This window comes from Coleofasciculus sp. H7-2 (assembly GCF_042747725.1).
Classification (GTDB): domain Bacteria; phylum Cyanobacteriota; class Cyanobacteriia; order Cyanobacteriales; family FACHB-T130; genus FACHB-T130.
The window spans coordinates 40372-57171 of sequence record NZ_JBHZGO010000012.1 but is presented as its reverse complement, the minus strand read 5'-3'; the positions used below and the strand labels follow the sequence as shown (position 1 = coordinate 57171).

Here is a 16800-nt window from a genome sequence, read left to right as displayed (position 1 = left end):
TTCAATTCGATTACTAATTCATTATCTCAGATTTGGAGATGTTCCAATTCCCTATCAAAATCAAAGAAATCATTTTCGGCTCCCCTCTCGCATTCTCGCTCGCATCATACCCTAATTCAGCAACGCCAACGCTGCCAGTTTATTTCCGCTTTAGAAAAGATAGTCATGTTGATTTGACCTATTTTTTCTTCTGCGTCATAATTGCGTTAGATGACGCTAAATATAAAATTCAAAACCTCCCTTCCGTAATTCTTCTACACTATCCTGAACCGCCCAAACCATCCGCTCGATATCCTCATTTGTATGGGCTGTGGATAAGAAACCACCCCCGCCTCGGAGCATAATTCCCCTGTCGAGCAAGTGATAGTATAACAAGTCCAAAACACTTAAAGAAGTAGACTCTCCTGAAGAGGCAGCATTACCAGAAGAAGCAGGACCGAACAGGGAACCAAAATGTGCCATTCGGATAGGCATCTTCTCTGTTTCAAAGTAATTATTGATTGTTTCAACAAAGTGCGACGTACGTGAATTTAACTGCTCCTGTAGACTTGCTCCTTGAGTTTTGAGATGCTGAAGAACTACTTTCGCAGCAGCCATAGCTAGTGGATGCTTACAGAAAGTTCCGGCAAAAAATGTTGTTTTCGCTTGAGGATAAGATGAATCTCCGTAGTTCCAATTACCGCCATCAATACCATCCATATAATTAGCTTTGCCAGCAATGATTCCAATCGGCATCCCACCACCGACAATTTTTCCATAAGTTGCGATGTCAGCTTCAACGCCAAACCATGCTTGTGCGCCGCCTGGATGAATTCGGAATCCAGTAACCATTTCATCAAAGATTAAGGTTATTCCTAATTGTTGGGTTAAGTGCCTTAATTGTTGTAAATATTCTTTAGGTTGTAGAGCCAGCCTGCGAGATTGCACGGGTTCAACTAGCACAGCCGCTAATTCTTGATTATGCGATTTTATTACATCTAAAGATTGAGGATTTCCATAATCTAAAATCAAAACATCTTCAACAATATTATGCGGTATTCCTGAAAAAAGTGGCACGGTTTGTAGCTTTCCATCTACTCTTTTGGCTTTCGCTAATGCTTCATCAAAATGACCGTGATAAGAGCCTGAAAACATGGCGATTTTGTTACGACCTGTTGCAGCTCTTGCCAAGCGGATCGCCGTCATTACGGCTTCTGTGCCTGTATTGCTAAAAGTAACTCGCTCCATTCCTGTCAGTTCAGAAATTAGCTGGGCAACCTCACCGGCACACTCGGATTGAGGGCCAATTTGGATTCCTTGCTCAAGTTGCTCTTGCAAAGCTTCTTTGATAAAGAGTGGATTGTGACCAAAAAGATTGACCCCAAATCCCATCGTTACATCTATATATTCGTTTCCATCGACATCCCAAATTTTAGAGCCTTGGGAGCGTTTGGCAACAATAGAATAAAACATTTCCTTGAAAGGAAAACTGAACTCTACAAAGGTTTTGTTGTCAGCTAGAACTGGACGATAGGCTTGTGCGAGTTGTTTTGAAGTTTTTGTCCGCTTGGTGTAGCGTTCAATGAAGGTTTCTAAATGCTTTTGCTGACGGTAGGGGCTATTTGTAGATTCCGGTTGAATGGTTTGCATGATGAAATTTCCTTTTGTTAAAACTAACGTTTGCTTTCTGAAGCACCAATCATGTTCACTTAAAAGTCTTGCATTCTGGCAGAAATACCCTAATATTTTAGGCTGGGTTGAAGAACGAAACATAGCGATTGTTGGGTTGCACTATCGTTCAACCATTCCCTACAAATTAGCTAAATGAATTGTCAAATCCTCTTTCCTCTCTCTGCGGTCGTCACTCATTTAGGATGTCTGTATTCCAATTGGCTCTGGAGCCTTCAGAAATTTACTGCGAATGAGATATGAGAAGTAGGTACTGAGCAATTCCCTATTTACTGGCGGGCAAACAATAGAAGTTCCTTCCAGTCCAGCGAGTGTATTCTGGCAGTCAATATGGCGAATTACTAACTCACTAATCTTAGTTTGATGAGATTCGCTTTCCGAAAAAGTTGGCAGTAGCGGATATAGGGCATTATCGAGCGATCGCTCAGCCAAATTGCCTAATTCCGTTCGCCACTGTTCATCAGAAATTTGCCGCAGTGGATAGCCAAACGAGCAAATCAAATTAACCAGTTCGTTCCACTGGATAGGGTGGGGATTGACAAGGTGAAAAACCTTGCCCAAAGAAGCTTTCTGTCTTGATAAATGAACGATGGCTCGACTCGCATAGTCCGCAGAAATTAAATTCACCATCGTGTCACGCTTTGGGGCACTTCCGAGCTGAATGCAGCCTTTAATCATTCTGAAAGTATGATCGTCGGTATTGCAGACACCCGTTTGGCTGTGTCCTGAGATACGTCCGGGTCTGTAAATAGATATCGGAAGTCCTCGTTCGCCAGCAATCGTGACTAACTTTTCGGCAACCCATTTACTCTGGGTGTAGCCGCTAGCGATTCCCTTCAGGATAGCTTCGCTTACCGCTTCCCAATCATCAATACTGTCCTGTTCCCGAACGATTTGCAAACCCGAACCAGCAGCCGAGATGACGCCAATTGTGGAAATAAAATGCACTGGCTTAAGTTTAATTAAACTTGCCAATCTCAAAACTTCCTGAGTTCCCAGCACATTGGCAGGTTTGAGAGCAGAGTATGGATAAGTAAAATTAACTAATGCACCGTTGTGATAGATAACATCGATTAGACTTGCCATTTCTCGGAATTGCTCATCTGAAAGCCCCAACAACGGTAGAGATAAATCTCCTAAAATGGGGATAATTCGTGAGTTTAAACTTTCCTCCCAAAGCGAGTAAGATTCCAGGCTATTTTGTAGGCGTTTTTTCCCTGAATCTGCATTGCTAGCACGTACTAGACAATAGATATCTGCTGGCGTTTGTTGCAAAAGTTCGGAAAGTAAAAAAGCTCCTAAAAACCCGGTTGCTCCAGTTAAAAAGATGCAACTGGGTTCAGCCTCAAATCTAACCTCTCCCCCAACCCCTTCCATAGTATGGAAGGGGGTTGGGCGGTTAGGTATAGAATCAGGGCGAATTGTCGGATCTAAGACAGCTTCAGCGTTTAGATTTAAATTCGAGGCGGGAGAAACAAAAGGAATTACTCCCTGTTTCATTTCGATGCTTCTTGCTAAATCGGCGATGGTAGGAGCATCAAAAAAATCGCGTAAGGACAGTTCTATCTGGAAAGTTTCTCGCATTTTGGCAAGTAACTGAGGGATGAGTAAAGAGTGTCCCCCAAGGTCGAAGAAATTGTCATAAATCCCTACCTTTTCAAGTTTGAGAAGTTGAATCCAAATTCCAGCAAGTACCTCCTCAACGCCGTTGCGAGGAGCTACAAATGTATCTGCTACGGGTTTTATTGTCTCCGGTGCTGGCAATGCCGAACGGTCTATTTTGCCATTTGGGGTAAGCGGTAAAGCTTTCAAAACTACGAAAGCAGAAGGCACCATGTATTCCGGTAGTTTCTCTTTGAGGAAGGAACGCAGATTGTGAATTAGTGCTGAATTTGAAACGATATAAGCCACTAAACACTGTCCCAGTTCATCCTCTCGCAGCAAAACGATACTCTGGCGTACAGATGGATGTTGCGACAGTACCGCCTCAATTTCTCCTAGCTCAACGCGGAAACCCCGAATCTTTACCTGGTCGTCAATTCGTCCCACAAACTCAATGTTTCCATCTGGTAAATAACGAGCCAAGTCTCCAGTTTTGTAAAGGAGGGATTCAGACTTTTCCCCCAATCCCAAACCACCTCTCCCTAAGCCTCCCCTTGTAGGGGAGGGAAAAGGAATAAATTTTTTTGGCTGGGGAGGGGAGCAATTCTCCTGGGGGGTTAGGTTTTGATTAAACGGGTTCGCAATAAACTTTTGCGCTGTGAGTTCCGGTCGATTCAGATAACCTCGCGCCAAACCAGCACCGCCGATGTATAACTCACCCGGTACGCCAATTGGAACTGGCTGAAAATGAGCATCCAAGATATAAATCTGCGTGTTAGGGATTGGACGACCTAGAGGAACTGTTTCAGAAATACAATCCGCTTTCTGATGCTCTAACTGATAAGTAAGTACGCCTACTGTTGCTTCTGTGGGACCGTAATGATTGAAGATTTGGCAGCCGGAAGCTTGTTTTTGAATTGTCTCAATTAAATTCCAACTTAAAACTTCACCACCCAGAATTAATCGCTTTCTAGGTAAGATGTGCGCGGGATTAGAAGCTGTCAGTAAAGCAGATAGGTGAGAGGGAACAATTTTGAGACAATCAATCGGATGTTGTTGAAAGTAAGTTGCCAGTGCTTCTGGGTCAGTTGCGCGTTCTTGCGAGACTATATGAAGACACCCACCCGTACACAAAGCCGGGAAAACAACTGTATGACCTAAATCGGCGGCGAAGGTGGAAGCGATCGCATAACTGGCACCTGCTGGTAAATTTAGTCTGTTGATAATACCGTTGAGATAATTCAGCAGTTGTTGATGCTCAATCGCAACTCCTTTGGGTGTGCCAGTGGAACCGGAGGTGTAGATTACATAAGCGAGATTTGAGGGTTTTTGGATAGAATTTTGACTTTCGACTGGTATGGTTTCCCAATCTGTATCCAGACATAGGACTTTGGCGCTGTGTTGAGGAATTTCTAAAAACTGTTTCTGAGTTAACAATACTGGCACTTGAGCATCTTGCAACATCAAGGCGAGGCGTCCTGTTGGCATTACCGGATCTAGCGGTAGATATGCACCACCTGCTTTGAGAATGCCTAGCATTCCCATCACCATCTCTGGGGAACGTTCAACGCAAATAGCGACTACGACCTCTGGCTTAACTCCCAACTTTTGCAGGTGATACGCTATTTTGTTAGCACCCGCATTGAGTTCGCGGTAGGTCAGTTGTTGATTTTCAAATATAACGGCAATGTTGTCTGGGGTGCGTTCTGCTTGTTCTTCAAACAGTTGGTGGATGCACTTAATTTTGGGATAGTCAACTTGAGTGTTGTTGAATGCAACTAATAATTGGTGTCGAGAGCGATCGCTAAGTATATTTAACTGACTGATTGCAGTTTCTGGGTTGTTAGCAGCACTTTCCACTAAGGTATGAAATTGTTCTGCCAAGGATTGAATCGCCTCTATACCGATGATGCTGGCATCATAGTGAAACTTTGCACTCAGCGAATCATCCCGACACACGCAAGAGAGTTTTACTTTGAAGCGATCGCAGCAGACGTACTGCTGGTAAATCGAAAATGATAAATCGCCAGCAGAATACTTGTTTAGCTGTTCTTCAAACTCGAAACCAAAGGGAAAAATGGCTAAATCTGTATTCCTAATCTTTTCCCTACAGAAATATTCTTGCCACTTATCGGCATCGCTTACAGACTGCTGAACTTGCTGCACTAATTGACTAAATATTAAGCTATCTTCTAAATGAGTGCAAAGCGGTAAAAATTTGGCAAACAATCCTAGCGCTGGCTCTAATTCTTCATATTTTCGACCATTAAAAGCAGTGCTTACGATAATATCTGGCTGTCTAGTTAGTCGCCAAAGTAGGGTTTTCCAGCAAGCGAGTAAAACGGCTGAAATAGAAATATTGTATTTTTGCGCGATCGCTGTAATTTTGGCAACCAAATCTGGCTCAATCTGGTACTCAATAGAGTTGAGTTCAAAGTTAGCTGGTAAGCCAAGCAATTTATTCTCTAAAGGCAGCTTAAAATTAGCCAAGATAGAGAAATCTTGCTGCTTCCAGTATTCTTTACCCGTTAAATCATCCTCATCCTCAAGCAATTGATTCTGCCATTCCGAAAATTGTACATATTGCACAATTTCTTCCTCGGCTATTTCCTCACCTTGAAGACTGGCGGCATATCCTTGGCTAATTTCTTGTACCAAATTCTTCAATGTCCAACTGTCAGCGCAAAGGGAAGGCAAAGTGACAATTAAAAGATGTTTGTCATCTGACAGAGTAATTAGGGATGCACGCAACAGCGAACCAGCAGGTTCAGAAGTAGAAATTGAGCGCCTTTCTTCTTCAAGAATTCCCTCGATCTTGGCTTCTTGTTCCTGGGAATTACAGTTGCTTAGATTGATAGAATACCAAGAAGTTACGTGGATGCGATCGCTAACTACTTGGATTGGTATTTTTATCCCTGGTTCTCGATGGAAACTTGTCCGGAGAATTTCATGACGATTGGTAATTTGTTGCCAATTTTCTTCTAAAACTTCTATTTTAAGGTTTCCCTCTATCAAAATGGCACATTGAGCGCAATAAGCGGCGCTATCTTGTTGTAACACCCAAAGATATCTTTGCTGAGGAGATAACCGAAATCCATTAATTGTTTGCATTGTTCAAATTGCTCGTTTTTAATATTTTTCTTGTTTCCACTCACCAGCCAGGGGTTAAAACCGCCTAACATTTAAATTTTTCAGTCCGTTTTAACGGACTTAAGCTATTAGACGGGGAATAAATTCCCCGGCGGGACTTAAGCTATTAGACGGGGAATAAATTCCCCGGCGGGACGGCAACGTTCTTCGTCAGCCATCATTTCTCCCATAGCTACCACAATCTTCCGCGAACCTACAAATGGGTTGCGACTATGTGCAGCTAACATATTGTCCAGCATTAATATGTCTCCTTCCTGCCAAGGAAAACTAACAGATGCCTGTCGATAAACTTCTTGAATTTCTGCGATTACAGAATCTTCAATAGTAGTGCCATCTCCGTAATAGACATTGCGGGGCAGATTTTCTTCTCCAAATACAGATAATAAAGAGGTGCGGACTGCTGGATCTAAGCAGGAGACATGATGCAAGAAAATTTGATTAAAAAATACCGTTTCTCCCGTTTTTGGATGCTTAGATATCGCCGGACGAATCTGGCGAGTTCTCAAACCATTGTCTTCTTTCCACTCAAACTCGATTACAGCTTTCCGGCAATAATCTTCCACCACACTTTTGTCTGTCGTTCTAAAAAATTCTTGCCAGCTAACATCTAATCCGTCTGTATAGTTGCGGACGTACATAATTTGCTTTTGGGCAAATCTTTCTTTAAGTTGATTGAGTAGTTGGTAGACTTTGCGGCAGTCGATAATCGGGGTTTCTCCGCCTTGCTGTGCAGCTTTGACGCAGAAAAACCAAATTTTTAAAGGCCAACGGTGTAAATGCGAACTCTCGTTATGAAACAAGATAGATCGATCCGCAGGATAAGGAGTAGAACCGTAAACTTGCCCGCTAACTCCTTCGCGGGGTAAGTCTCCATATTCCCCGAATAATTGGGGACAAATGGCTTGGGCAAATTGCTCAAAAATGGAAACTAAAGGTTCGTTAAAGCCTCGAAATAAAATTGCTCCATGTTGTAATAACTTGGTTTGGATTAATTCTTGGTTGTTTTTTGCCCAGTCAACGATATCAACCTCGTTTACAGCAGGTTTGAGAATTAAGGGGAATGTTTCTCCCGGTTGGAGAGATTCGGTTTTGACTAATTCGCCTTTAGGTAGAGTAACGGCTTTGGGTTTGATGTTTTTGAACTTGCTGAAGTTACTTTTTTCGCGTTTGACTTCTTGCATAGCTTTTTGTTTCTTTTCAGCTTCGGTGAGGATTTCTAAACGATTGAGGCGAGTATCCGGCTGCGCGACAATGCTGTTGAGGAGGGTTTCAAAATGAGCTGAGAGGTGAGCGATCGCATCCGCATCAAATAAATCGGCGTTGTACTTCCAACTGCCAACAATGCCATCCTCTGTTTCTGACACAAATAGCACTAAATCAAATTTCGCTGTCCCGCCCTCTACTTCAATTGGGGTTAAAGTTAAGCTTGAAAACTCTAAAGTGGGAACGGGCGTATTCTGCATCACGAACAACACTTGAAACAGGGGAGTGCGGCTCAAATTCCTTTCAGGACGCAGTTCCTCTACCAACTTCTCAAAGGGCAAGTCTTGATGGACATAAGCTTTTAAAGTTATGTCGCGCACTCGCTTGAGCAATTCGCGGAAACTGGGGTTGCCACGCATATCAGTGCGTAAGACCAAAATGTTGACAAAGAAACCAATCAACGATTCAGTTTCAACTAGAGTGCGATTGGCGACATCGGTGCCAACAATGATGTCATCCTGATTGGTGTAGCGGTGCAGCAGCGTCTGAAAGGCTGCCAGCAGGGTCATGAAGAGAGTTACATTCTCTTGGCGACTGAGTACATTTAGTGCCTCAGATAGCTTTGGAGATAGCTCAAAGGATTGAATGGCAGCTTGAAAAGTAGAAGCATCCGGTTGTTTGGTGGGTAGTTTCATCTGGGGCGGGTTGTGACCTAACTGCTGCTTCCAGTAAGCAAGCTTGGCTTCCAAAACTTCCCCTTGCAGCCATTGTCGTTGCCAAACTGCATAGTCTGCGTACTGTATGGGCAATTTAGTCAGTGGCGAGGGTTTCCCGGCACAAAAGGCTTCGTAGAATGTCGCCACTTCCCGGATCAGTACCCCCATTGACCAGCCATCAGCGATGATGTGATGCAGGGTCAGCAGTACCGCATTCTCTGCCTCATCCAGTTGTAATAAAGTGACGCGCAGCAACGGCAATTGAGTGAGGTCGAAAGGTCGTTGCGCTTCCTCGGTGGCAAGTCGCAGCATCTCCGCTTCTCGTTCGGATGGTGGCAACTTTCGCAGGTCTATTACTGGCAGTTTAAAAGTAGCAGATGGGATAATTACCTGCACGGGTTGCCCTTCCACAGTGGCAAAGGTTGTCCGCAAAGCTTCGTGACGCTGGATAATCTCCTGAAAGCTTTGCTTTAGCGCTACGACATTGAGCGCACCTACCAGGCGCACTGCTGCGGGAATGTTATAGGCATCGCCCGAATTTAATTGGTCGAGGAACCACAGTCGCTGTTGAGCAAAGGAGAGGGGTAATTCTCCATCCCGCGAAACTGGCACTAGGGGCGGAGTTTGAAGACTTTGTTGGGCGCGACAAGCTTCGATACGTTCTGCCAAACCAGCTACTGTAGGCGACTCAAACAGATAGCGCAGGGGGAGTTCAACTTGAAAGGCTTCGCGGAGGCGAGAAATTACCTGAGTTGCCAACAGCGAGTGTCCGCCTAAGTCAAAGAAGCGATCGCGCATACCGACTTGCTGAAGACCTAGAACTTGAGTCCAAATCCCTGCTACAACTTCCTCAATGGCGGTGCGGGGAGCAATATAGGCGCTATCTAACTCTGGTCTGGCGGTGTCGGGTTCTGGCAATGCGCGACGGTCAATTTTTCCGTTGGGTGTTAAAGGAATTGCCTCTAGCAGTACAAAGGCAGAAGGCACCATGTAATTAGGCAACTTTTGCTTGAGAAATGAGCGCAGTTGTAAGGGTGTTGTTGCAGCTTCCTCTTGCTTCGGTACGACATAAGCAAGCAAATTGCGATCGCTAGAATTATCTCTGGCAATAACTACAGCTTGCTGCACTGCTGGATGTTGGCTCAGTACCGCTTCAATTTCGCCCAACTCAATCCGGAAGCCGCGAATCTTAACTTGGTGGTCGATGCGTCCCAAATATTCCAATTCACCATTCGGCAGATATCTCGCTAAATCTCCAGTTTTGTATAATAATTCCGACTTTTCTGACTTCTCTAAAAACGGATTGGGAATGAACTTCTGTGCTGTCAGTTCAGGTCGATTTAGGTAGCCTCTAGATAAACCTTTCCCGCCGATATACAGTTCACCCGTAACACCCACAGGGACAGGCTGTAGATAGCGGTCTAAGATGTAAACTTGCGTGTTGGCAATCGGACGACCGATGGAAATAGTGTCGCTACTCTCAACCGGATAGATAGTAGACCAGATAGTGGTTTCGGTGGGACCGTACAAGTTCCACAAGCGATCGCCTCGCACGAGCAATTGAGCGGCGAGTTGTCGAGGTAAGGCTTCGCCACCACAAAGGATTTTCAAGTTTTTGCTACCCTGCCATCCTGCTGTCAAAAGCAGTCGCCAAGTGGCAGGCGTTGCTTGCATGATGGTCGCCCCAGAATGGGTCAATGTTGTTAACAACTGTGCGCCGTCAGAGGCGATTTCACGGGTGACTACGACAACGCGAGATCCTACAGTTATTGGGAGGAATATTTCCAGCGCGGCAATATCAAAAGATAAGGAGGTAACAGCTAAGAAAATATCTCGCTCCGTTACTTCTAATTTCTGGCGTAGAGAAATTAGAAAATTGACTACACAGGTGTGGGAAATTTGTACGCCTTTGGGTCGTCCGGTTGAGCCGGAAGTGTAGATAACATAGGCTAAATTGGAAGGATTTTGAACTGAATTTTGACTATAGATTTGTTGAGTTTCCCAATCGCTGTCCAAATATACAATCTTGGCATTATGCGACGGTAGGGTATTTAACAGCCGTTTTTGGGTTAATAACACCGAAACTTGTGCATCTTCTAACATGAAAGCAAGGCGATCCGGCGGATAGGCTGGATCTAGTGGAAGGTAGGCTCCACCTGCTTTGAGAATAGCCAGCAATCCCACTACCATTTCTAGAGAACGTTCTACACAAATCCCCACTAAAACTTCTGGCTTCACGCCGAGTTTTTGTAGATGATGCGCTAGTTGATTCGCCTTAGCATTGAGTTCGGCGTAGGTAAGTTGTTGGTTTTCAAAAACGATAGCGATCGCGTCTGGTGTTCGTCCCACTTGTTCTTCAAACAACTCATGCAGACACCGATCCGGCGAGTCGTTCGTGTGAGTATTGTTCCACTCCACTAACAACTGATGCCGTTCGGGTTGCGTCAAAAATGTCAATGTAGAGATGGAGCGATCGCTATTTGCAACAATACTTTCTAACAACGTTTGAAAATGTCCTGCCATCCGCTGGACAGTGCTGGCATCAAATAAGTCTTTGTTGTATTCAAATACGCCTGTAAAACCTTCTGTTTCCTGGGATAAGTTGAGTACCAAATCGAATCTTGCCGTTTGGCTTTCCATCTCTTCAAGAGTGAGAGAAACCCCCGGCAATTCTAAAGTTTCTGTGGGAACATTCCGCAGAGCGAACAACACTTGAAACAGCGGGTTACGACTCATGTCTCGATCTGGCTGCAACACTTCTACCAGCTTCTCGAAGGAAAGATCCTGGTGGCTGTATGCTCCCAGCGCCACCTCGCGCACCCGTCCTAACAACTCCTTAAAAGTAGGATTATTCGATAAGTCGGTACGCAAAACTAAAGTATTCGCAAAAAAACCAATTAGTCCTTCAAATTCAGCCCGGTTGCGGTTGGCAATTGGCGAACCAACTAAAATATCTTCCTGTCCAGTGTAACGGTAAAGCAAGGTTTTGAACGCCGCGAGCAAAACGATGAATAAAGTCGCTCCTTGCTGCTGACCTAATTTAGTAAGTGCCTCAGTCAGCGCCTTGGACAAGACAAATTTTTCTTCTGCGCCTTGGAAGGTTTGCACCGCAGGTCGCGGTCGGTCTGTCGGCAAGTCTAATACAGGAAGATTGCCCCCCAATTGCTTTTTCCAATAAGCAATCTGGGCTTCTAAAACTTCTCCTTGTAGCCACTGTCGCTGCCAAACTGCAAAGTCTGCATATTGGATATTTAATTCAGGAAGGGGTCTAGAGACGTTGCGGGGTGTAGAGACGCGATTAATCGCGTCTCTACAAGCGAAAGCTTTATAAAAGGTAGCTAACTCTTGAATAAATATCCCCATTGACCACCCATCAGAAACGATGTGGTGCATCGTGAATAACACCACAAACTCAAATTCGCTTAGATGCAGTAAGCTAACTCGCAGCAAAGGTGCCTGTGTGAGGTCAAAGGGTTTTTGCGCTTCTGAGGTGGCTAATTGCCGTACTGCTTGCTCTCGTTCGGTGTTGGAAAGTTTCCGCAAATCGACGAGTGGAAGCGTTAATTTCAAATCTGGGGTAATGACTTGAACGGGTTGCCCATTCACTGTCGTGAAGGCAGTTCGCAAGACTTCGTGACGCTCGATAATTGCGTTGAGACTTTGTTCGAGAGCGATCGCATCCAACGTTCCCTCAACCCGCACAGCCGCAGGGATGTTATAGCTGGTATTTCCTGGCTCTAGTTGGTCAAAAAACCACAACCGCTGTTGGGCAAATGACAAGGGAAACGAGTTAGATTCCCGGTTTTGGCGTGGGATTTGGGTTGGTGCGCTTGGCTCTTTTTTCTGATTAAGCCGTTTGAGCAGCAACTCGCGTTTTTCTGGAGAAAGTCCGGCGATGCGATCGCTTAAATTACTCATTTGCCTACTCCTTCTTTTGCCAAAACTTCTCGGACTTCTTCCTCCGATATTTCATCTAACTCTGCTAACATCTGAGCCATCATTTCCTCATCGGTTTGTTCAGCTAGTTTTTGAGCGATCGCTACTGCTAAATCCGCGACAGTGGGAGAGTCGAAAAACTGCCGCAAAGGCAACTCGACATTAAAGGCATCGCGCAATCGGGAAATCACCTGAGTTGCTAGCAGCGAATGCCCTCCTAGCTCGAAAAAGTTGTCGTAAATGCCTACTTGTTCAATCCCGATGGCTTCAGCCCAAATTCCAGCTAATACCTCCTCAACACTGCTGCGGGGAGCAACAAATGTTCCTGCTAACTCTGGTCGAATCTGCTCAGGTGCTGGCATTTTTTCCCGATCCACTTTCCCGTTAGCAGTTAAAGGCAGAGTCTTTAAAATTACAAAAGCTGAAGGCATCATGTATTCCGACAACTTCGCTTTTACAAAAGAACGTAAGTCACTCATTAGATTTAATTGAGTGGATTCTCCTCTACTCGCCTGCTGCTGACTCAAAACCGAATAAGCAACTAGACGCTTATCACCAGGCACATCCTCACGAACTACAACCACAGCCTGTTCTACGGCTGGATGCTGCTTTAGCACCGCCTCAATTTCCCCTAGTTCGATACGGAAGCCCCTGATTTTTACCTGATGGTCAATTCGTCCCAGAAACTCAATGTTTCCATCAGGCAAATAGCGAGCCAAATCTCCAGTTTTATAAAGTTTTGAGTTGTAGAGACGCCAATTTATCGCGTTTCGGAGTTTTGAGTTGGGTGGAATATCTTTTAACTCAATACTCAAATCTGAAAACTCATACCTCTCTATGAAGGGGTTGGAAATGAATTTTTTTGCTGTTAGTTCCGGCTGATTTAAATAACCTCGCGCTAAACTTTCTCCACCAATGTAAATTTCACCAGACACACCAATTGGCACAGGCTGAAGATGATTATCCAGTATATAAATCTGGGTATTTGCTAGCGGACGACCGAGCGGAACTGTCTTTGAAACATTAGCTACATTCCCGCCTTCCACCTGATAAGTAAGTACGCCGACAGTTGTTTCTGTTGGCCCGTAGTGATTGAGAATGCGACAGGATGGAGCCAAGTTCTGGATTTTCTCAATCAAACCCCAACTAGATGCTTCTCCACCCAAAATTAATCGCTGACGAGGCAAAATAAATTCTGGTTGAGAGGATGCCAGTAAAGCCGATAAATGAGAAGGAACTATTTTGAGGCAATCAACTGGATGTTGTTGAAAATATTGCGATAGCGCTTCAGCATCGGCGGCGCGATCTTGGGAGATGATATGGAGACATCCTCCCGTACACAAAGAGGGGAATAAGACTGTATTTCCCAAGTCGGCAGCAAAGGTAGAAACCATTGCAAAACTGGCACCATTTGGAAGATTCAATCTTTCCAAAATGCCATTGAGATAGTTGAGAATTTGTCGGTGTTCAATGGCGACACCTTTGGGTATTCCGGTAGAGCCGGAGGTGTAAATTATATAGGCAAGATTCTCTGCTGTTGCAACTGGCTCTAAGTTGCGATCGCTCTCTTGTTGCATTTCCGACTCGGAATCTAAGCAGAAAACGGTAGCTGTTGAGTCGGGAAGGTTTGGGGCTAACTGTTGTTGCGTTAACAGCACCTTTGCCTGAGTATCTTGCAGGATGAACGCTAGACGATCCGGTGGCAAGGTGGGGTCTAGGGGGACATAAACTCCCCCAGCTTTCAGCACTCCCAACAGTCCAACAACCATCTCTAGGGAGCGTTCTAGATAAAGACCAACTAAAACTTCTGGTGCGACACCCAGCTTTCGCAAGGAATGAGCGAGTTGGTTAGCGCATTGATTTAACTGTTTATAAGTCAGATGTTCGTCTTCATAAACGAGCGCGATCGCGTCCGGCGTTCGTTCAACTTGTTGCTCAAATCGTTGATGTATTCCCTGAATTTGAGGAAAATCAATCTTTGTATTGTTGAACTCAATCAAAAGTTGCTGGCGTTCTACCTCGCTGAGAATTTTTAACTCACTAATTGCAACATCTGGAGTTTCGAGGACACTATCAACTAAAGTGCTAAATTGTCCGGCTAAACGCTGAATATCCGCTTCATCAAATAAGTTTGCGTCGTAGTGGAACTCGACACTCAAAGAGTTCTCCCGCTCAACGCCAGCAAGCTTAATCTTGAAGCGGTCAATACAGGTATAGTGCCGCTCAATTGAAAAGGTAACACCAGCAGCAAAATACTTTTCAACCCATTGATTAAATTCAAAACAAACTGGGAAAAAGGATGAATCAGCCGCTGCGCTCAAATCCCAGCTAAAGTATTCTTGCCATTGGTAAACTTCTTGTTGTGCTTGATGAACTTTTTGCAATAAATCACCAAACGAAAGCTTTGCTTCTAAATGACTTTGAATCGGTAAATATTTGGCAAACAATCCCAGCGCTGATTCTAACTCCTCGTATTTCCGTCCATCGAAAGCTGTCCCAATTACCAAATCTGATTGTTTGGTGAGTCGCCAAAGCAAAATTGTCCAAGAAGTAAGAAGGAATGACGGCACAGAGGTTCCATACTTACTAACTAATGCTGTTATTTTGGCTACTCGCTCGGTATTAATTGTTTGGGTAATCAATTGCGGTTGAAAGTTTGCTGGTTTTGAAACTATTTTTTCCAGGGGTAGCTCGATATTTAACAGTGCAGAAAAGTCTTGCTTTTGCCAATAGTTTCGTCCCGCTTCCGTGTCTTCTCCTTCCAGCAATTCGTTCTGCCATTCCGAGATGTCGGCATACTGCATGATTTCATCGTCGAGTTCCGTACCCAGACAACAAGCAGCGTATGTACGACTAATTTGTTTTGCTAAATTCTGTAAAGTTGCAGTATCGGCACAAAGAGCAGGTAAATTAATCAGCAAAATATGCTTCTGCTCTGACAGAGTAATTAAGGTTAACTGTAATAAGGAATCTCGATCCAAATTACAGTTTTGATTACTTATTTTGTTAAAAAGCGCTTCAAGTTGTATTTTTTGTTTTTGGATATTACTATGACTAAAATCAATAGATTGCCAGTTAATCGTGCTTTTCTCTGAAATAACTTGTAGGGGAATTGTCATTACCGATAGGCAACGAAAATGGGTGCGAAGGATTTCATGTTGATTGACAATTTGTTGCAGAGATGTTTTAAACATCTCTACATTGATAACCCCTTCAATTAAAAGATAGCACCTAGCTTGATAATCTTGATTTAAATCAAGTTTTTGCAACCCCCAAAGGCGCTTTTGTTGGGGAGAAATTTGGAATCCTTGAATGGTTTCACTGGGCATTTTTAAAACTTTATTTTTCATTTTTAAACCTCGTCTAGGCTGGATTAAATATGGCTACTGCTAAAAGGTTCAGCCATGCCTACAACAACTTGGCGCGAACCGACGAAGGGTGTTCTTCCGTGAGCAGTTAACATATTGTCGAGCATCAAAATATCTCCTGCTTGCCAAGGAAACATCACAGTTTCTTGGCGATAAGCAGAGCGAATTTCCTCTAAAACTTCGGGTTCAATGGGGGAACCATCCCCGTAATAAGTGTTGTAGGGAAGCTCAATTTCCGAAAATGCTAACATTGCTTGACGAATTTTTGCTTCTAGAGTTGATACGTGAAAGAAAGCTGCATGATTAAACCAAACTGTTTCGCCCGTTTTCGGATGGTTAACTACCGCCGGACGAATTTGGCGAGTTCGCAGCTTGTCGCCTTCTTTCCACTCCATCTCAATGTCATTCTCATGGCAGTATGCTTCGACAACGGTTTTATCTGAAGTTTGAAACGCTTTTTGCCAGGGAAGTCCGAGTCCAGCGCCAAAGTTGCGAACGTACATCACTTCTTTTTGGAGAAAGCGATCGCGTATTTGCAAAGGAATGCGATCGCATACTTTCCGAATATCCGCAATTGGCGTTTCTCCACCTTGTTCCGCAGGTTTTACGCAGTGAAAGTAAACTTTTAAAGGCCATGTATTGGCGTAGGAAAGTTCGCTGTGAAGAAAGATATTTTGGTCGGCTGGATAGTCGGTGGAAGTATAAATATGGTCTTTCACCAGAGTGCGCGGTGACGAACCCTCTTGATACGGTAAAAATTTACCATCAGAAGTGGCTTTGACGAACTGCTCGAATACTTCAATGCCATTAATTTTGAAGTTGCGGAAGAGTATTCCCCCGGACTTGGGAAGTTGAGTTTCCATGAATAAACGATTATTTTGCGCCCAACTAATTAAGTCCAAGCCGTCTACCATTGGTTCGATAACGAGCGGTAGTTGGTTAGGTTGCAGGGGTGCTACTTTAATCAATTCACCTTCAGAGATAGTAATTGATTTTCTTTGGGCAGTCCCTACTTTTTTAAGGCTGAGTTTAGGAGATTTTGGGGTGTTCATTAGACCTCTTACAAAAGTGTGCTTTTTCCGTAATAACGCCAGGAATTTAAATTCCTGGCTCATAGCCAAAGTCGGTTGAAACCGACTAAATATTAGATGTGTTAG

Annotated in this window: 5 protein-coding genes; all 5 read right to left on the bottom strand. The window is 44.2% G+C overall.

All coding sequences use genetic code 11. The features are described 5' to 3' along the window. Positions 1–216: 216 nt before the first annotated feature. Entirely contained in the window at positions 217–1629 is a 1413-nt protein-coding gene (locus tag ACFW2W_RS02080; RefSeq protein ID WP_378172677.1) for an aspartate aminotransferase family protein, read from the bottom strand. A 219-nt stretch (positions 1630–1848) separates the two neighbouring features. Then, entirely contained in the window at positions 1849–6381 is a 4533-nt protein-coding gene (locus ACFW2W_RS02075; protein ID WP_378172672.1) for an amino acid adenylation domain-containing protein, read from the bottom strand. Positions 6382–6518: 137 nt separating this feature from the next. Next, the gene (locus ACFW2W_RS02070) at positions 6519–12257 is read right to left on the bottom strand and encodes an amino acid adenylation domain-containing protein (protein WP_378172669.1); all 5739 of its coding nucleotides are present in this window, start codon (positions 12255–12257) and stop codon (positions 6519–6521) included. Then, on the bottom strand, positions 12254–15625 hold the full coding sequence (locus ACFW2W_RS02065; RefSeq protein ID WP_378172666.1) for an amino acid adenylation domain-containing protein: 3372 nt from the start codon (positions 15623–15625) through the stop codon (positions 12254–12256). Before ACFW2W_RS02065 ends, ACFW2W_RS02070 begins: the two co-directional genes overlap by 4 nt. Positions 15626–15648: 23 nt before the next feature. Further along, positions 15649–16695 (bottom strand): TauD/TfdA family dioxygenase, encoded by a 1047-nt coding sequence (locus ACFW2W_RS02060; protein ID WP_378172660.1) that lies wholly within the window; start codon positions 16693–16695, stop codon positions 15649–15651. Positions 16696–16800: the final 105 nt, after the last annotated feature.